The organism is Silvimonas sp., assembly GCF_031291215.1.
Lineage (GTDB): Bacteria > Pseudomonadota > Gammaproteobacteria > Burkholderiales > Chitinibacteraceae > Silvimonas > Silvimonas soli.
Genome location: NZ_JARLJK010000122.1, coordinates 349,630 through 368,144, shown reverse-complemented (window position 1 = coordinate 368,144; position 18,515 = coordinate 349,630). Strand labels below are relative to the sequence as shown.

At 55.6% G+C, this 18,515-nt stretch carries 15 protein-coding genes; 6 read left to right on the top strand and 9 right to left on the bottom strand.

What is annotated here, in order from left to right:
• Positions 1-23 precede the first annotated feature (23 nt).
• The 7 genes from P4L78_RS14410 to hemN form a co-directional block, all read right to left on the bottom strand.
• Complete coding sequence (locus P4L78_RS14410) at positions 24-1,298, bottom strand: YeaH/YhbH family protein (RefSeq protein ID WP_309328581.1); 1,275 nt, start codon at positions 1,296-1,298, stop codon at positions 24-26.
• Between the two features lie 91 nt (positions 1,299-1,389).
• Complete coding sequence (locus tag P4L78_RS14405; RefSeq protein WP_283149625.1) at positions 1,390-3,312, bottom strand: PrkA family serine protein kinase; 1,923 nt, start codon at positions 3,310-3,312, stop codon at positions 1,390-1,392.
• A gap of 321 nt (positions 3,313-3,633) precedes the next feature.
• Positions 3,634-4,602: a sensor domain-containing diguanylate cyclase gene (locus P4L78_RS14400; RefSeq protein WP_283149626.1), complete on the bottom strand. Its 969-nt coding sequence runs from the start codon at positions 4,600-4,602 to the stop codon at positions 3,634-3,636.
• On the bottom strand, positions 4,602-5,216 hold the full coding sequence (locus P4L78_RS14395) for a hypothetical protein (protein ID WP_283149627.1): 615 nt from the start codon (positions 5,214-5,216) through the stop codon (positions 4,602-4,604). Before P4L78_RS14395 ends, P4L78_RS14400 begins: the two co-directional genes overlap by 1 nt.
• Complete coding sequence (locus P4L78_RS14390; protein ID WP_309328580.1) at positions 5,213-5,581, bottom strand: response regulator; 369 nt, start codon at positions 5,579-5,581, stop codon at positions 5,213-5,215. The genes P4L78_RS14395 and P4L78_RS14390 overlap by 4 nt, the downstream gene beginning before the upstream one ends.
• An 80-nt stretch (positions 5,582-5,661) precedes the next feature.
• Positions 5,662-6,405, bottom strand: a complete 744-nt coding sequence (locus P4L78_RS14385; protein ID WP_390901539.1) for a sulfite exporter TauE/SafE family protein — start codon at positions 6,403-6,405, stop codon at positions 5,662-5,664.
• Between the two features lie 24 nt (positions 6,406-6,429).
• Positions 6,430-7,827: an oxygen-independent coproporphyrinogen III oxidase gene (gene hemN / locus P4L78_RS14380; RefSeq protein WP_283149629.1), complete on the bottom strand. Its 1,398-nt coding sequence runs from the start codon at positions 7,825-7,827 to the stop codon at positions 6,430-6,432.
• Between the two features lie 217 nt (positions 7,828-8,044).
• Between hemN and fnr the strand changes: the two genes are divergently transcribed.
• Together fnr and P4L78_RS14370 are read left to right on the top strand one after the other, a co-directional pair.
• Entirely contained in the window at positions 8,045-8,791 is a 747-nt protein-coding gene (gene fnr / locus P4L78_RS14375; protein ID WP_283149630.1) for a fumarate/nitrate reduction transcriptional regulator Fnr, read from the top strand.
• Between the two features lie 13 nt (positions 8,792-8,804).
• Complete coding sequence (locus P4L78_RS14370) at positions 8,805-9,512, top strand: hypothetical protein (protein WP_309328579.1); 708 nt, start codon at positions 8,805-8,807, stop codon at positions 9,510-9,512.
• A 119-nt stretch (positions 9,513-9,631) separates the two neighbouring features.
• Here the strand turns inward: P4L78_RS14370 and P4L78_RS14365 are convergent, their stop codons facing one another.
• Together P4L78_RS14365 and P4L78_RS14360 are read right to left on the bottom strand one after the other, a co-directional pair.
• The gene (locus P4L78_RS14365) at positions 9,632-10,186 is read right to left on the bottom strand and encodes a phasin family protein (RefSeq protein WP_283149632.1); all 555 of its coding nucleotides are present in this window, start codon (positions 10,184-10,186) and stop codon (positions 9,632-9,634) included.
• A 181-nt stretch (positions 10,187-10,367) separates the two neighbouring features.
• Complete coding sequence (locus P4L78_RS14360) at positions 10,368-10,583, bottom strand: YjfB family protein (RefSeq protein ID WP_309328578.1); 216 nt, start codon at positions 10,581-10,583, stop codon at positions 10,368-10,370.
• A gap of 122 nt (positions 10,584-10,705) precedes the next feature.
• Between P4L78_RS14360 and dnaE the strand changes: the two genes are divergently transcribed.
• From dnaE to P4L78_RS14340, 4 genes are all read left to right on the top strand, one after another.
• Complete coding sequence (gene dnaE / locus P4L78_RS14355) at positions 10,706-14,146, top strand: DNA polymerase III subunit alpha (protein WP_309328577.1); 3,441 nt, start codon at positions 10,706-10,708, stop codon at positions 14,144-14,146.
• A gap of 223 nt (positions 14,147-14,369) precedes the next feature.
• Positions 14,370-16,667 carry an NADP-dependent malic enzyme gene (locus P4L78_RS14350; RefSeq protein WP_283149635.1) on the top strand — a complete coding sequence of 766 codons (2,298 nt, stop codon included), beginning with the start codon at positions 14,370-14,372 and terminating at the stop codon, positions 16,665-16,667.
• A 205-nt stretch (positions 16,668-16,872) separates the two neighbouring features.
• On the top strand, positions 16,873-17,142 hold the full coding sequence (locus P4L78_RS14345; protein WP_283149636.1) for a PhaM family polyhydroxyalkanoate granule multifunctional regulatory protein: 270 nt from the start codon (positions 16,873-16,875) through the stop codon (positions 17,140-17,142).
• Positions 17,139-18,353 (top strand): murein transglycosylase A, encoded by a 1,215-nt coding sequence (locus P4L78_RS14340; RefSeq protein ID WP_283149637.1) that lies wholly within the window; start codon positions 17,139-17,141, stop codon positions 18,351-18,353. Before P4L78_RS14345 ends, P4L78_RS14340 begins: the two co-directional genes overlap by 4 nt.
• The last annotated feature ends 162 nt before the right edge of the window (positions 18,354-18,515 follow it).

Genomic DNA, 18,515 nt, shown 5'->3' with positions numbered 1-18,515 from the left:
TCCTCTGCCGTTGCACTGGCCGGTCAGGCCACCGCTTTTTCCGGATGCTTGCGAAAGAGATCCCGGAACACGGGCCAGATCTCCGACGCATCCCTGATTCGACGCATGGCAAATTCTTTATGCGTCTGGGCCACCATTTCATATTCGTACCAGAGGTTCTGCGGCTCCCCTTCGGTTATTTCGACATAGGCGTAGTACTGCAGCAGCGGCAGCAAGGTATTTACCAGCAGTTCGCGACACTGGGGTGAGTCGGAATCCCAGTTATCGCCATCCGAGGCCTGCGCCACGTAGATATTCCAGTCTGATGACGGATAACGCGCCTCGATAATCTGCCGCGTGAGTTTGAGCGCGCTGGACACCACCGTGCCACCGGTATCGCGGGCGTGGAAAAACTCATCCTCGTTAACCTCATACGCCTGCGTGTGATGGCGAATGAACACCACCTCAATCTTCTCGTAAATGCGCGTCAGGAACAGATACAGGAGGATGAAGAACCGCTTGGCGATATCCTTTTTGTTTTCATCCATTGAGCCCGAAACATCCATCACGCAGAACATCACCGCTTGCGTAGTCGGCATCGGGATGCGCGTGCGGTTGGAGTATTTAAGGTCGAACGGATCAATAAACGGAATCGCCGCTACCCGCGCCTTGAGCAAATGGATTTTCTCCAGCGCGGCTTTCACCACCGGATCGTGCTCACCACGCGTTTCCAGCAACTGGTCGAGGTCTTCTTGCGCTTCATTCAGCTCGCGCATCGGCTCGGCGGATAACGCAATCCGGCGCCCGAGCGCGCTGCGCAAGCTACGCAACACGTGAATATTGGTCGGCGTGCCGTCGCTGGTGAACCCGGCGCGGACCGATTTGAAGGTGATGGTTTGTGTGAGTTGGCGCTTGATCAGATTGGGTAGTTCGAGTTCATCAAAAAAGAAATTGAGAAACTCCTCGCGCGACAGATCAAAAACGAAGTCGTCCTCGCCACCGCCGCCCTGCCCGGAACCACCGCTGCCACCTCCCCCGCCAGATTCGGGTCGGCTGATCTGATCGCCGCGCAGATACTCTTTATTACCGGGAAAAACCCGCTCCCACACGCCACCAGCGGCGTGACCCAGCGTGGGTTCGTTGACGTCCCGAACGGGGATGGACACTTTCTCCCCGCGTTCGATATCGGTAATGGACCGATCCTTGACCGAGCGGGCCACCGCATCGCGAATCTGGGTTTTGAACCGTTTAAGAAAACGCTCCCTGTTGACTGCCGATTTGTTCTTGCCGTTCAAACGCCGGTCTATCAGATGATGCATAACGCCCCCGAGCGGGATTAACCCTTGCCGGAAACGCCAGCGCGCTATTACTCGGCGCTGGTGCTCCCGGCCACCTCATCGATCTGCCTCGTCACGACGATTTGCGCACTCGCAGATACCATTCGCACAAGAGGCGCACCTGTTTGGGTGTGTAGCCCTTGGTGACCATGCGGTTCACAAAGTCCTCGTGTTTCTTCTGGTCTTCCGCGCTGGCTTTGGCGTTAAACGAAATCACCGGCAACAATTCTTCCGTGTTGGAGAACATCTTCTTTTCGATCACCGTGCGCAGCTTTTCATAGCTGGTCCACGCCGGGTTTTTGCCGGCGTTGCTGGCCCGCGCGCGCAGTACAAAGTTGACGATCTCGTTGCGGAAGTCTTTCGGGTTGGAGATCCCGGCCGGTTTCTCGATTTTCTCCAGTTCATTGTTGAGCGAGTTGCGATCAAAGCTCTCGCCAGTATCCGGATCGCGGTATTCCTGATCCTGAATCCAGTAATCGGCAAAGGTCACGTAGCGATCAAAAATGTTCTGACCATATTCAGAGTAACTCTCCAGGTAAGCGGTCTGGATTTCCTTGCCGATAAACTCGACATACTTCGGCGCCAGGAACTCCTTGATATAGGCGATGTAGCGTTGTTCCTGCTCTTGCGCGAACTGCTCGCGCTCTACTTGCTGCTCCAGCACGTACAACAAATGCACGGGGTTGGCTGCCACTTCCTGGTGATCAAAGTTGAATACGCGCGAGAGAATCTTGAAGGCAAAGCGCGTCGACAACCCACTCATGCCTTCATCCACGCCAGCAAAGTCGCGGTATTCCTGCATGGATTTGGCTTTCGGGTCGACGTCTTTCAGGTTCTCGCCGTCATACACCAGCATCTTGGAATACAGACTGGAGTTTTCCGGCTCCTTGAGTCGTGACAGCACCGCAAACTGCGACATCATCTTGAGCGTACCTGGCGCGCATGGCGCGGCCGAGAGAGATGAATTACGCAGTAGCTTGTCGTAGATGCGCGTTTCTTCCGACACCCGCAGGCAGTACGGCACTTTGACGATGTAGATCCGGTCGAGGAAGGCCTCGTTGTTCTTGTTGTTGCGGAACTGCTTCCACTCCGATTCGTTGGAGTGAGCCAGAATCACCCCTTCAAACGGAATCGCCCCAAAACCTTCCGTACCCTTGAAGTTACCTTCCTGGGTAGCCGTCAGCAACGGGTGCAACACCTTGATCGGTGCTTTGAACATTTCCACAAACTCAAGCAAGCCTTGATTGGCCAGGCACAGACCGCCGGAATACGAATACGCATCCGGGTCATCCTGGGCGTATTTTTCCAGCTTGCGGATATCCACCTTGCCCACCAGCGAGGAGATATCCTGGTTGTTTTCATCGCCCGGTTCGGTCTTGGAAATCGCAATCTGCCGCAGTACCGAAGGATGACGTTTCACCACGCGGAACTGGTTGATATCGCCATTGAACTCATGCAACCGCTTCACCGCCCATGGGCTAGGGATCGTCTTGAGGTAGCGATCCGGAATGCCATATTGTTCCTTGAGGATTTCGCCATCCTCATCGGCATTGAACAAGCCCAGCGGCGACTCGTTTACCGGCGAGCCTTTCAGGCAATAGAACGGCACGCGCTCCATCAGCTCTTTGAGCTTTTCAGCAATGGATGACTTACCGCCGCCCACTGGCCCCAACAGATAAAGAATCTGTTTCTTTTCTTCCAGCCCCTGCGCGGCGTGGCGGAAATATGCCACCACCTGTTCGATGACTTCTTCCATGCCATAGAACTCGCGAAACGCCGGGTACAGCCGCATTACCTTGTTCTGAAAGATGCGCGACGCTCGCGAATCCAGGCGGGTATCGACCATCTCCGGCTCGCCAATCGCCATCAACATGCGTTCGGCAGCGGTCGCATAAACCGAGCGATCCTGCCGGCACAACTCCAGATATTCCTTTAGCGTGAGTTCTTCTTCGCGGGTGCGCTCGTATCTCGAGGCATAGTGATTGAACACGTCCATGACGCATCTCCAGCTTCGGTGGATTGGGATACGGCTGCCACGCGTCGCCAGGTGGGGTTTGAAACGGGTAGTCAAAGCAGCAAGGGGCGGCGCTGGACAACGAGGTGGCATCGCGCCCCCTCGCTTTTTGTTATAGACGAGGCTTACCGCAGATGAGTTCAGAATATCGCGAAGAATGTAACAGTAATTACAAGAAAAGCGCTTGCCGGTGCTGCAGTGCGCCGAAGCGCTTGAATTGGCGGGAGATTACCCGCCAGAAAGGAGAAATCGAGTACGTGGATGGCGCAGAAAATGACTGTGCGAAAAAGCAACAAGCGCAAATCAATCCGCGCCCAGTTCCTTGTCAACCATTTGCGCGCTGTAGAACGTCACGCGATTACGCCCGGCCCGTTTGGACGAATACAAGGCAAGATCGGCCTGGGCTTTTACGCGATCAACCTTGGGTGTGCCCGGTTCGTAAACTGCCACGCCCAGGCTACCTGTGACGGCAATCGGCACCTCGTCGTAGCTGATCGGGCTTTCGGCAATGGCGCGCCGAATGCGCTCGGCTGCGGCAATAGCGCCGTCCCGACCCGTTTGCGGCAGCATTAGCAAGAACTCTTCACCACCGTAGCGTCCGAACACGTCGGTATCGCGTAGCACCCGGCGAATGCGCTCTACCACCTCGCGCAGCACTTCATCGCCGCCAAGGTGGCCGTGGGTGTCGTTGATCTGTTTGAAATGATCCAGGTCCAGCAAGATCACGCTGAAGGTTTCAGCCTGATAACGCTCGACCCTGGCGATTTCATCCACCAACCGCGCTTCAGTAAAGCGGCGGTTGTAAACGCCGGTCAAACCATCGCGACTGGAGCTTTCTTCGAGCTTGGCCATCGCCTGCTTCAGCATGCTTTGGTAAACCGCCGCATCAGTCACATCCGAAACCGTGACCGCTACGGCGCTGACTTCGCCTGTGGCTTCACGTACCGGCATGAACGTGCAGTTTTGCTGCATGAAATCAATGCCGCCAGTAATTGGCCGGTTGTGCCGGAACGGAAACAGCCAGGGGCGCTGCTCCCATGAGGTGAAGGCAAAGTTGTGCAGCGTGAATACACCATCGACCTTTTTGGCCAGCCACTTTTGCGGCAGGTCCGGGAACAGTTCAAACAGATTCTGCCCAATCGCGGCCTCGGCGCTCACGCCGCTGTGGTCTGCCATAAAGCGATTCCACAGTAAAACCCGGTACTGCTTGTCCACCGCGAAAATGCCAACACCGACTTCACTGATAATGAAATTGCGCAACGTCTCCAGCATTAGATGCTTTCCATGAACGCATCCAGCGCCTTTTTCAGTTGGGTGATGGATTCTTCCGGCATCAGCGTGAGCAAATGGCAGGTGAAATCGCGAATTTCCAGGGTGAAGCGCACCTGAATCAGCAAGGCGCAATCCCACGTCAATTGCTCGGGGTTAATCAGTCGGTCAACCTCGGCGTTTTCGGCAATCAGCGTAGGTGGCGAATATGAAAGTGGCGACAACAGTAGATCGGCAATGCCGTTCAAACATGCGCCGACCAGCACATTGCCGACATCAAGCAGCAACTCACGTTCGGTGGAGGCGCCGATCTCGTCTTCGTAGCCCATGAGATCAGCCAGGTTGCGACAGCCACGCTCGTCGTAGATCACCACGGCTTCGCCACGCAACATGCCGCTGAAAGACTGGCGCACTGCGGTAACGGCCAGCTCACGCCCGACGGTGTTAGCAATGGTTTCGGAGATATTGCTCGCATCCGCAAGGCAAATCCCCGGCACCGACAAATGCACAAACCCGCCCATGATTTGTGCCAGCAAAGCTCCCGCCCTGCCCATGGCGATGTTGGTTACTTCCTGCAGCGCATCGCGCTGGTCTTCGTTCAAAGCAATCGCAGTCATAGGTTGATCCCGTACTCGCGCAGAACAGCCTCAATGCTAACCGGATCGACAGGCTTTTTCACGAAAGCAGCCGCGCCCAGCGCCCGTACACGCTCGCGAGCGAGGGTCTGTACGTCGGCGGTAACGACGATCACGAAAGAGTTCAGGCCTTCTTTCTGCAGCGTTTCCAGGACGCCATAACCATCCAGATCTGGCATGGTCAGGTCAAGAAACATCACATCAGCCTTTCCATTTCTGTAAGCTTCAAGCGCTTCGAGACCATTGCTGGCCTGGGTGATTTCCACATCCCATTGCGGCGGCAACGCTTTGATCAGCATTTTGCGTGCGATAGTGGAATCGTCGACAACGAGGATCGGCGTGGGCATGCTGGGTTTTGACCTATTCAACGATGCTAAAGGCATAAGCTGACAGATTTTAGTTCAGTTACGTTGCACTGAATAGTCTGTCAAAGGACTATATGACTAAATAGCAGCAGTGAAACCAGGCGCCAGATACCAAACGACACAAATAACAATCCTGCCACAAGCCTGACCAAAGGCTTGCGCAACAGAAGGTTTGCACGCCCCGCCGCCTGGCCAATCAACAACAGGTTTGGCAGTGTTCCCAGCCCAAAGGCAAGCATTATCAGGGCCCCTCGAACGACACTGCCGCTAGCCAAAGCTGACAAGCTTGCGGTGTAGACCAAGCCGCAAGGCAACCAGCCCCATAGGCCACCGATAATAAACGTGTCTCGCCAGTGCCTGACAGGCAAGCGACGCGCCAGTAAGGGCTGAATTTTTCGCCAGACGGGCCGACCAACGGTTTCCAGCCGAGTCACCCAGGTCGACCATCCAGCCAGATACAAGCCCACCGCAATCAATAGCAGGTTGGCCAGTACAAACAGGACTACCTTGATCGACTGCAGCGAAACAAGCGCCGGCAACGAACCAATGGCACCAACCAAAGCCCCGATCAGCGCGTAACCGCCAATCCGGCCCAGATTAAAACCGAGGTGATAACGCAAGCGCGGACCTGGCGGCAACTGCAGGCTGAATGCAGCAACCACCCCGCCGCACATACCAAAGCAGTGACCACCGCCCAGCAGGCCGGCCACGAAAAAAGCAAGAAGGTCAAAATCGTGCAAATCAGAACCCTGGCAAAGAAAACAATCTGCGGCGGCCTCAAGGCCAGCCGCCACGGCGCGTTGCACGCCGCATGCCGGTCTGAGCTTACCTTAAACCAGGCGCGAATAGCTCGCTGCGGTGGTCTTCTCGCGCAGATGACGGTCGAACACCATCGCAATGGAACGGATCAGCATGCGTCCTTTAGGCGTGACCTCAATGCCCTCTTCGCTCAACTGCAACAAGCCGTCCTGCTCCATCTGTGACAGCCGCCCCATTTCGGGGGCGAAGTAGGTTTTGAAATCCAGTAACCAGGCGGTTTCAATCTGTCCAAAATTGAGGTTAAAGCGACACATTAATCCGTGAATTACCGAACGGCGCAGCAAGTCATCCATATTCAAAATATACCCGCGCTCAATTGGCAATTGATTACGATCGAGCATCTCGTAATACTCATCGATATTTTTTGAATTCTGAAAATACCCGGCCCCAACCTTACCAATTCCGGATACACCAAATGCCAGCAAATCAGATTCCGCGTAAGTTGAATAACCCTGGAAATTACGCTGCAAAGTACCACGGCGCTGGGCAATGGAAAGATCATCATCCGGCAATGCAAAGTGATCCATGCCGATATAAACGTAACCAGCGGCAGTCAATTTGTCGATGGCTGCATGCAGTATATCCAGCTTGGCCGATGAGTCGGGCAATGCGGCCGTATCAATGCGTCGTTGCGGCTTGAAGCGCTCAGGCAAATGGGCGTAATTATAAAGCGCAATGCGGTCTGGATGGATGTCCAGCACCCGGTCGATGGTTTGCATGACACTAGCTACAGACTGGAACGGCAGGCCATAGATCAAGTCGATACTGACTGAACGAAACCCGGAAGCGCGCGCGGCGTCAATCACCTTGCGGGTCTGCTCTTCACTCTGAATCCGGTTAACGGCGCGCTGCACTTTCTCGTCAAAGTCCTGAACGCCAACACTCACCCGGTTAAAACCCGTTTCAGCCAGCAACGCTATTTTTGATAATTCAAGTTTGCGCGGATCAATTTCGATTGAATATTCGCCATCCGTCAGAATGTCGAAATTATCATTAATTGCGCGCATTAAAGTGGCTAGTTGGGTTTCCGGCAAAAAAGTCGGTGTACCACCCCCAAAGTGGATCTGGCCAACCTTCATTCGGTATGGCAATATATTTACGTGAAGCTGTATTTCTTTTTGTAGATACTCTGTATATTTAACTGCCTGCGATTCATCTTTGGTAATCACTTTATTGCAAGCGCAGTAATAGCAAATCGTATTGCAAAACGGCAGATGAAAATATAAAGAAGCAGGCTTGTCCGCCTCACCTACACGCGAATGCAACAGCATCTCGCGATAATCGGCAGTTTCAAGCTCGGCAAATCGGTCTGCGGTGGGATAAGACGTGTAGCGAGGGCCTTTGCCATCGTAGCGCTCGACAAGAGATCGATCGAATTCGACCTGCTGGATCAACGGTGTTGTATGCATTTGTCCTACCCCTAAAACACAGGGTAAAGATTTTGCCTACATCTGGGACATAGTTACTTGATCCAAATCAATACGACTCGCATGATGCTAGCATCTACTGCGAGGATACGTGACCTGGCTCAATAAGCGGCACAGAATTCGATGAAGCGGCACACAGGATTGTGTAAGGGTGCCGCTGCAATGGCGTAAAAATTTCAAGTCATAGTGGAACAACATCATGCTGTCACCAATTCAGTTACGCGAAACCGGCCTCAAGCAACTGCGGCACGCCTGCTCAAATTGCAGTTTGCGTGAACTGTGTCTGCCCATTGGCTTGTCGCCCGAAGAAATGCGACAAGTTGATCAATTGGTCAGCCAGGGCCGCCCCATCAAGCGCGGCGAAGCACTCTACCGTGCCGGTGAGCCGTTCCATGCACTCTATGCAGTGCGCCTCGGCTTCTTCAAAACCAGCATCGTTTCTGAAGATGGTCGCGAACAAGTGACCGGTTTTCACATGAATGGTGAGTTGATGGGCATGGATGCAATCAGCACCGACCATCACACTTGTGACGCAGTTGCGTTGGAAGATAGCGAAGTATGCGAACTGCCCTTTGCTGAAATCGAATCCATGTCGCGCCGTATTCCCAACCTGCAACGCCATCTTTACAAGATGATGAGCCGCGAAATCGTCCGCGATCATGGCGTAATGCTGCTGTTGGGCAATATGAAGGCAGAGGAACGGATTGCTGCGTTCTTGCTCAATCTCTCGCAGCGCTTTGCCTTACGTGGCTATTCGCACAGCAGCTTTCATCTGCGCATGACGCGCGAAGAAATCGGCAGCTACCTCGGCCTGAAGCTGGAAACGGTAAGCAGAACCTTATCGCGCTTCCAGGACAATGGTCTGATTCGAGTACAGAACAGGCTCATCGAACTGAAAGACACCGAAGGCTTGAAACAATTGATGAACAACTGTCAAAGCAATTGACTGCCTGATTCCAATGCTCACGCAAGTTTGCCTGGTTGCCCCAGCGGCGCTCGCATCCTCCATCCTTGGCCGCCTGGCGCGATCAGGATTGGGGGTGCCGGTATTTCCGGCAGAAACTCCAACTGCTTTGCCGCCTGCACCCACCCCCGACAGCACGTTGGTGTTGGTGAACCCGCAAGGGCTCGCGGAATATCTGGCATGGAAAAGCCAAGCCGATGCACAGGGCTGGCATCTGCTGGATATAGCCGGCAACTTGCAAAACCCCCTCGGGCAAATCTACGGCTGGATGCTCGCTGTCGGTGCAAAGCACAGTGACCTTGCAATAGCCGAACCCATCATTGCAGCGTTGTCGCCAGCCCTGCCCAACGCATGGCTTCACGCAGGCGGCCCCGGGGCTGGCGCGTTTTTGCAGACCGCAAGCGGTGCCTGCCTAATGCAGTCTGGAGAGGTCTGGTTGTGGTTACAGCGCGCGTTGCAGCAACCCGGCAGCACGCCGTTTGATCTGCAGTCTTGGCAATACCTGGTTCACGGCGGTTTTGAGAAGCTGCAGCGAGAGGCGCGGGATTACCTGGCCCTCGACACCGAGCCGTTCACTCCATGGCACGCCGCGCAAAGTGGCCTCTTGCTCCAAGGTAGCTCTAATGCACTGGCGAGGGAGCTAGCACAGTGGCTGCTGATACTCCCAGTCGTCCCAAGCCCGTCCGCCGCAACCGCGTCCTGACACTTCAACAGCACAAGGCTAAGCCAGTATCGGTGGTGCGTTGGCAAAAAAAATGGCCCTCGTCAGAGGGCCATAATCGCAATCGGCAGATATGCGCTTTGAAACGTTAAAACATTTGCTCAAGCAGCTTTGCGACGACCGTTCGCCGCAGGCGCTGCTTTAGTCACATTCTGTACTACAGTGGCAACCCACTCTTCGCTCTGCTTGCGCGCAGCGGCTACTGTTGTGCCATAAGCGTCCAGCGAAGCCGCTACGCCATTGCGCAACACTTTGATGCCTTCGGCACCGGCGGGCGCTTGATCAGCGAATGCGTCAAATCCGGAAAGCACCTCATCGCCAGATTTTTTGACTTGCTGTTCGACCAATTCGCTCAAGGCCTGTTGGGTTGCTTGCGCAATGCCAATGGATTCACGCCATGCGGCAGTGGCTTTTTCAATTAGCGGCTCGACCAGGCCACGCTGTAATGCCAAAGCACCTTGCACATCTTTGGTCTGCGAGAAGGCTTTGATCGCCTCAACGTTATCGGCAGCCACAGTCTTGGCAAAGCCCAGCTGCACGCCCCACAAACGCTCCGCACCGGCCAGAAAGGTCTGTGCGTAATTCAAGGACCGCTCGATCCCGACTTGTTGAGCGCGGGAAAACTCTTCGGCAAAACGGTTGGAACCAAACGTCATGATCTTTCCTTTAGGATTTGTGCAACGCAACATCTGGAAGCATTGTGGCAGAACGCCGATACATGTCAATGCAATATTTGTGCGGCGCACAAAATAATCTTCAGACGAAAAAAAACGACCCTCAGGTCGTTTTTTTAATCCGGTGGCTGAACCACCAACTCACGCGCGGGGAGACTCCCCATTACGCCTTGGTATCTACCGCGTTGCCCAGATTAGTCGGGTTGTTATATTGCGGCACCGGCGGTAATGCCTGCAGCAAGCTCAGCGCTGCCGAGGCCTGCGCGTCGTTGGCTTTTTTCATTACCCCGACGCCAACAGCCACGTTGGTCGCTGCGGGTTGCAGAACCAGAGAATTAAGCAAGCTGCTTGCCGTTGATGCAGAAGATGCGGAATCCATAAAACACTCCCATTGATATCAACAACATAACGTAACTTTGGCCACCGGGCAAGCCAGAGGGATCCCACACGCGCACTCCTCGGGGCATGCCTGGCACGGCGAGGGGTGATAGAATCGGCGCTATGAATACCCCTGCATTTATCCATCTCCGCCTGCACTCCGAATTCTCTGTAACCGACGGCATCGTGCGCATTGACGACGCGGTAAGTCATGCCAAAGCGTTAGGCATGCCCGCTGTTGCCGTATCGGATCTGATGAACCTGTTTGGCATGGTCAAGTTGTATAAGTCCTGCCGCAGCGCCGGTCTCAAGCCCATTGTGGCGCTGGATACATGGATCGAAAACGAAGAAGACCGCGACAAACCGACCCGCGTGCTGTTCGTTGCGCGCGATCGCGGTGGTTACGGGCGCTTGTGCGAGTTGCTGACGCGGGCCTATCTGGAAAACCAGTATCGCGGACGGGCTGAGCTTAAAAAAGCGTGGCTGGATGAAGGCGACAACAGCGGTTTGCTGTGTCTGTCTGGCGCCCATCAGGGCGAAATCGGCCAAGCCTTGCTGAATGGCAATCTGGAAGGTGCCAGAGAGTTGGCGCAATGGTGGCACGCTCGCTTTCCAAATGCGTTTTACCTGGAACTGCAACGCACTGGCAAGCCAGAGTGCGAAGTCTCCGTGCAAGGCCATCTTGATCTGGCCTCCGAACTGGATTTGCCCGTCGTCGCCACCCATGCCATCCAGTTTATGGCACCGGACGATTTCAAGGCGCACGAAGCCCGGACTTGTATTGCGGAAGGCTACGTCGTCTCGGACAAACGCCGCCCGCGTAATTTTACTGAAGAACAGTATTTCAAGACACCTGCCCAAATGCAGGAGTTATTCAGCGATATTCCGGAAGCGCTGGCCAACACCATTACCATCGCTCAGCGCTGCAACATCAATATCGTGCTGGGCAAAAATTTCTTGCCGCTGTTCCCTACTCCGGAAGGCATGACGCTGGATGACTTCCTGGTGCATCAGGCCAAAGAAGGCCTGGAGATGCGACTGGCGCAGCTGTATCCGGATCAGGCCCAGCGCGATGCCGAACGCCCGCGTTACCAGGAACGGCTGAAGTTTGAGACCGATACCATCATCCAGATGGGTTTTCCGGGCTACTTCCTGATCGTGGCCGACTTTATTATCTGGGCCAAGCAAAACGGCTGCCCGGTGGGGCCAGGCCGGGGTTCGGGCGCGGGTTCATTGGTGGCGTATTCGCTGGGTATTACGGACATCGATCCCACCGCCTACGCCCTGCTGTTCGAGCGGTTTTTGAACCCGGAACGGGTTTCCATGCCCGACTTTGATATTGACTTCTGCCAGGACAACCGCTGGCGTGTCATTGAATACGTGCGCGGCAAATATGGCGCCGAAGCGGTGAGCCAGATTGCCACTTTCGGGACCATGGCGGCCAAAGCTGTGGTGCGCGATGTGGGTCGTGTGCTCGATCTGCCTTACATGTTTGTCGATGGCCTGTCCAAGTTGATTCCAGCTGCCCCAGGCAAGCAATACAGTCTGGACGATGCGACCGAAATGGTGCCGGAACTGGCCGTGCGGGTGCAGAACGAAGAAGAAGTCGCCGAACTGTGGGAATTGGCCAAAAAGCTCGAAGGGCTGACCCGTAACATCGGCATGCATGCCGGGGGCGTATTGATTGCACCGGGTCAGATCACCGACTTCTGCCCCGTCTACCAGGCCAGCGGCGTGGATTCGTCACCCGTCTCCATGCTGGATAAAGATGACGTTGAGCAAGTCGGGCTGGTGAAGTTCGACTTTTTGGGCCTGCGAAATCTGACGATTATCGAACTGGCCCTGCAATACATTAAAGAGCAAACCGGCGAATACATCGACTTGATGAGTCTGGGTTTTGGCGATCAGGCGGCCTACCAGGTTTTCCGCGATGCCAATACCACCGCCGTATTCCAGGTTGAATCGGACGGCATGAAGCGGCTGCTGGAAAAACTCCAGCCTGACCGTTTTGAAGACATTATCGCGGTCTTGGCACTCTACCGTCCCGGCCCGCTGGGTTCCGGCATGGTTGATACGTTTATCAACCGGAAAAAAGGTCTGGAGAAACCGGACTACTTCCACCCCGATCTGGAAAAGTGTCTGGAGCCAACCTATGGCGTGATCGTGTATCAAGAGCAGGTGATGCAGATTTCGCAGATTATCGGTGGCTACACGCTCGGTGGCGCGGATATGTTGCGCCGGGCCATGGGCAAGAAAAAGCCCGAAGAAATGGCCAAGCACCGGGCAACCATTGCCGAAGGTGCGGCGCAAAAAGGCTACAACCCGGCGCTGGCAGAAAACCTGTTCGACTTGATGACCAAGTTTGCCGAGTACGGCTTTAATAAGTCGCACACGGCCGCCTACGCGGTGGTGTCGTACCACACAGCATGGCTCAAGGCGCACCACACCGCCGCTTTCATGGCCGCGACCATGAGTTCGGAACTGGATAACACCGACCAGCTGAAGGTGTTCTACGACGATTGCATTGAGAAAAACAAACTCGAAATGCTGCCGCCGGACGTGAACCACAGCATGTACCGCTTTGTGCCAGTGGGTAAGCGGCAGATTCGTTATGCACTGGGCGCCATCAAGGGCGTCGGTGAAGGCGCGGTTAACATGATCGTGGCCGAGCGTGCAGCCAATGGTCCGTTTACCGATCTTTATGACTTCTGCATGCGCACCGACAAGAAAGAAGTCAACAAACGCGTGCTGGAAGCGCTGATTCGCGGTGGTGCGTTTGATGCGCTTGAACCCAATCGCGCGCAGCTGCTGGGCAACGTTGAGCAAGCCATGAGTCTGGCCGAGCACGCTGCTGCCAACGCCAATCAAGGCAGTCTGTTTGACGTGTTCGAGCCTTCTGCTGCGCCAACGGTGGAATGGATTACCGTTCCTGCGTGGGACGACAAAACCCGGCTGGCCGAAGAAAAACCGGCAATCGGGTTTTATCTGTCCGGTCACCCCTTTGACGCCTATGCCAAAGACGTCAAAGCCTTTATCAAAACCCGCCTGGATCGCTTGCAACCGCGTAAAGACATTCAGTTTGTCGCCGGGATTGTGATTGGTGTGCGCGTCAAAAATGGCGAGCGTGGGCGCATGGCGTTTGTGACGCTGGATGACGGTTTTGCCAAACAAGACGTCACCGTATATTCAGAGGTATTTGAAGCCAATCGCACCAAATTGACTGAAGATGCCTTGCTGGTCATCCCAGGAAAAATCAGTGAAGATCGTTTCTCTGGCGGCCTGCGTGTGATTGCGGACGGGGTTATGGATATCGCGGAAGCGCGCAGCCAGTTTGCGCAGGCACTTACGCTCAAATTCAACGGCAATGCCGACCCGGGCAAACTACGGCAAGCGCTGGATAACTGGTCTGGCGGTGCTTGCCAGGTTGAAATCGAATATCACAATGACAACGCCAGTTGCCGGCTGGCTCTGGGCAATATCTGGCGCGTTACTTTGCATGACGATCTGGTGGGTTCACTGAAAACGTGGCTGGGTAATGATGCAGTTTCGATTCGTTTCTCATAACACTACCAAACAAGGGGCCTCGCGCCCCTTGTTTGTTTTCCGGCTGGCGAGCGCCGTTCCAGGCGGTCCGCAGTCAGGAGGTCATCACGCTTTCCCTATTCGGCAAAACCCTGACTTGTTTTCGGCCGGGCAGGCGTCCAGCATCACGCTAACCGCCATTTAGTTGATTCAAGCATTCAATCACCACTGACTACTACAAAGTTGAAAGGCATCGGAGTCGTACATGGATGAAGAACTGAATAAAAAAGCACTGGATTATCATCGCTTTCCCAAGCCCGGCAAGATCCAGGTGGTGCCGACCAAGGCACTGGCTAGCCAGCGCGATCTGGCACTGGCCTACTCCCCAGGCGTTGCTGCCGCATGTATGGCCATCGTCGAAGACCCGGCGGAAGCCCGCAACATGACCGCACGGGGCAACCTGGTCGCGGTGATCTCCAACGGCACCGCCGTACTCGGTCTGGGCAATATCGGCCCGCTGGCGGGCAAGCCGGTGATGGAAGGCAAAGGCGTACTGTTCAAGAAATTCGCCGGTATCGACGTATTTGATATCGAAGTCGCGGAAAACGACCCGGACAAACTGGTTGAGATCATCGCATCGCTGGAACCCACTTTCGGCGGCATCAACCTGGAAGACATCAAGGCACCGGAGTGCTTCATCGTTGAACGCAAGCTGCGTGAACGCATGAATATCCCGGTGTTCCACGACGATCAACACGGCACTGCCATCATTACCGGCGCCGCGGTAAAGAACGGCTTGCGTTACGTCGAAAAGAAGATCGAAAACGTCAAACTGGTCTGTTCCGGTGCTGGCGCGGCAGCGATTGCGTGTCTGGATTTGCTGGTTGGCATGGGCCTGAAACGCGAAAACGTACTGGTTTGCGACTCCAAAGGCGTGATCTACACCGGCCGTGACGAACGCCTGGATGAGACCAAAGCCCGCTACGTGCGTGACACCCCTGCCCGCACGCTGAGCGACGCGATTGATGGCGCGGATATTTTCCTGGGTTTGTCTGGCCCTGGCGTTGTGACTCAAGAAATGGTCACGCGCATGGCCGCCAAACCGCTGATTCTGGCGCTGGCCAACCCCGACCCCGAGATTGCTCCGCCGGCTGCCAAGGCCGTGCGCCCCGACGCCATTGTGTGTACTGGCCGCTCGGATTATCCGAATCAGGTTAATAATGTTTTGTGCTTCCCGTTCATTTTCCGTGGCGCGCTGGATGTCGGTGCCACCACGATCAATGAAGAAATGAAGCGCGCTGCAGTAACTGCCATCGCTGATCTGGCCCACGCGGAACAATCCGACGTGGTGGCCGATGCTTATGGTGGCCAGAGCCTGAAATTTGGCCCGGAATATCTGATTCCCAAACCGTTCGACCCACGCCTGATCATCAAGATCGCGCCTGCCGTTGCGCAAGCGGCCATGGATAGCGGTGTGGCCGAACGGCCGATCACCGATATGCACGCGTATATCGAAGACCTGACCCAGTTTGTCTACAAGTCCAACCTGTTTATGCGCCCGGTGTTCTCGGCCGCTCGCAAGAAGCAGGAACGCGTGGTGTATTGCGAGGGCGAAGACCAGCGCGTACTGCATGCCGTGCAAGAAGCCGTGGACATGAAGCTGTGTGTGCCGATTCTGATTGGCCGCCCGAAAGTCATCCTCAAGCGCATTGAGCACCTGGGTTTGCGCATCAAGCACGGCGTGGATTTTGAAATCTGCAATCCCGAACACGATCCGCGCTATCGCGAGTACTGGAAGCTGTACCACTCTCTAATGATGCGCAAGGGCGTGTCGGAAGAGCAGGCGCAACTGGAAGTGCGCGGCAAACCGACGCTGATTGGCGCATTGATGGTAAAACGCGGTGAAGCCGACGCGCTGATCTGTGGCCTGACCGGGCGCTATCACCAGCATCATTTCTATGTCACCAATGTACTTTGCCCCAAGCAAGGTGCGGCGACCACGGGTGCGATGAATGCGCTGCTGCTGCCAACCGGCAACATTTTCATTGCTGATACCTACGTCAACCAGGACCCGACTGCGGAACAACTGGCCGACATCACCTTGATGGCGGCAGAAGCGGTGCGCAATTTTGGCATCGCGCCCAAAGTCGCGCTGTTGTCGCACTCCAGTTTCGGCACGTCGGACAGCCCGTCCGCCCGCAAGATGCAAGCCACATTGCGGCTGGTGCGTGAACGCGCACCTGAACTGGAAATCGACGGAGAAATGCATGGTGACGCAGCCATTTCGGCGGAAATCCGTCAGCGCGTGTTCCCGCACTCCACGCTCAAGGGCGACGCCAATCTGTTGATCATGCCGAACCTGGATGCCGCGAACATCTCGTTCAACCTGCTCAAAATGACTGCGGGCGATGGCTTGACGGTGGGGCCAATCCTGCTGGGCATCCCGGCTACCGCGCATATCCTCACGCCAACGGCATCGGTCCGGCGCGTGGTGAACATGACGGCGCTGGCCTCGGTTGAGGCTGCAACACACGACAACGACGTCCAGTTGCATGTGGATTAAGTTGGCAAACCCTCAGCAAGTGGGGACGTAACCACCGCTCGCTGGCCAGGACAGGGCGAAAATCGCGGCAAATGCGGTTTTCGCCCTTATGCTTTGTAAAGTGGCCGTGCAGTCAGTCCAATGTTCTAATTGGTGATTGGTGATTGGTGATTGGTGATTGGTGATTGGTGATTGGTTTATTCAACGATGGCGACAAGGAGATGAGATGAGCGAATTCAATCCTGCAGATCCGTTCGGCTTTTTCACCCAGATGTGGAAAAACCCGCCCAGTGGCGCCAATCCATTCATGCCGCCACTCACCGAAGAAGAAATCGATCGCAAACTGGCGGAACTCAAAACGGTAGAGCAATGGCTTTCCGTGCAAGTGGGCATGTTGCAAATGACAGCCAAAACGCTGGAACTGCAAAAGGCCGGACTGGTCGCACTGCGACAGGGACTCGACCCCAAACCAGCCGACGGAGGCCATGGCGGATGAAATTGCAGCAAAAACAGAACAAACAAGACCACCTGTTCCAGAACTACGCCCTTTCCTGGCGCAGCGCCTTCATCGCGTGCTGCGCTGCCATTCTGGCTGCGTGTACCACCCCGCCGACGCAGCAACCTGGCCCCACTCCAACACCCACGCCAACTCCGCAGCCCGCCGCGGTGAAATACCAGAGTGTCAGCTGGAGCGACGTGCCAGCGACCACGGATGTTGAGATGGTCAACGGGTTCAACGCCTGGCGTAGTGGCTGCCCCAAACTGGCACGCAATGCTACGTGGGCGGCAACATGCAAGGATGCGGCCAACGTGCCGCAAGATGCCGGCGCGGTGCGCAGCTTCTTGCAGAACCGGTTACAGCCCTACGCGTTGCAAAATCCGGATGGCAGCCAGACTGGCTTGATTACCGGCTATTACGAGCCGGTTTATCCAGGTAGCCAAAGCAAAACCGCTAAAGCCACAGTGCCCGTTTACAGCGTGCCGGATGATCTGATCATCGTAGCGCTAGATGATCTTTATCCGGAACTCAAAGGCAAGCGCGTTCGCGGCAAGCTGCAGGGCCGCAAGCTGGTGCCCTACCCGGATGCAGCCAGCATTGGCGACAAAGGCGTAACCGCGCCGGTCTTGGCCTGGTTGCAAGACCCGATGGATTTGCAGTTTCTGCAGATTCAGGGCTCTGGCCGGGTGCGCTTGGCCGATGGCAGTCAAATGCGTCTGGCCTACGCCGATCAGAATGGCCAACCCTATAAGCCGATTGGCCGCTGGCTAGTCGAACAAGGTCAGTTGAAGTCCGGCCAGGTCAGCATGCAGGCGATCCGGGCATGGGCGACGGCTAATCCGAAACGGATTCCCGAATTACTTGCCAGCAATCCGAGCTATGTTTTTTTCCGCGTCTTGCCGCCCTCCAATGAAGGCCCACAAGGCGCGTTGGGTGTACCGCTAACAGCCGAATATAGCGCGGCGATTGATCCCAAGGCGGTGCCGCTGGGGAGCCTGATCTGGCTCTCTAGCACCCGCCCGGACAACAACAAGGCCATCAACCGGCCGCTGGCGGCACAAGATACCGGCGGCGCCATTGCCGGCGCCGTACGCGCCGACTTGTTCTGGGGCACTGGCGACGCCGCTGGCGAATTGGCTGGCCATACCAAACAGCAAGGGCGCATCTGGTTACTCTGGCCTAAAGAAGCGCCACCGCCGCAACCGTAGTCGGCGGATTGGAGTGGATAACAAGCACCAAAGGCAGGCCGGGACCACACATTCCGGCCAGCGTGCATCTGCGGGTTGACCAATCCGGGCAAGTTCGGCAAGATGAATCCCGAAATTCCTCTTCATTGTTTACGCAGACCTGATTACCAATATGGCATTCCA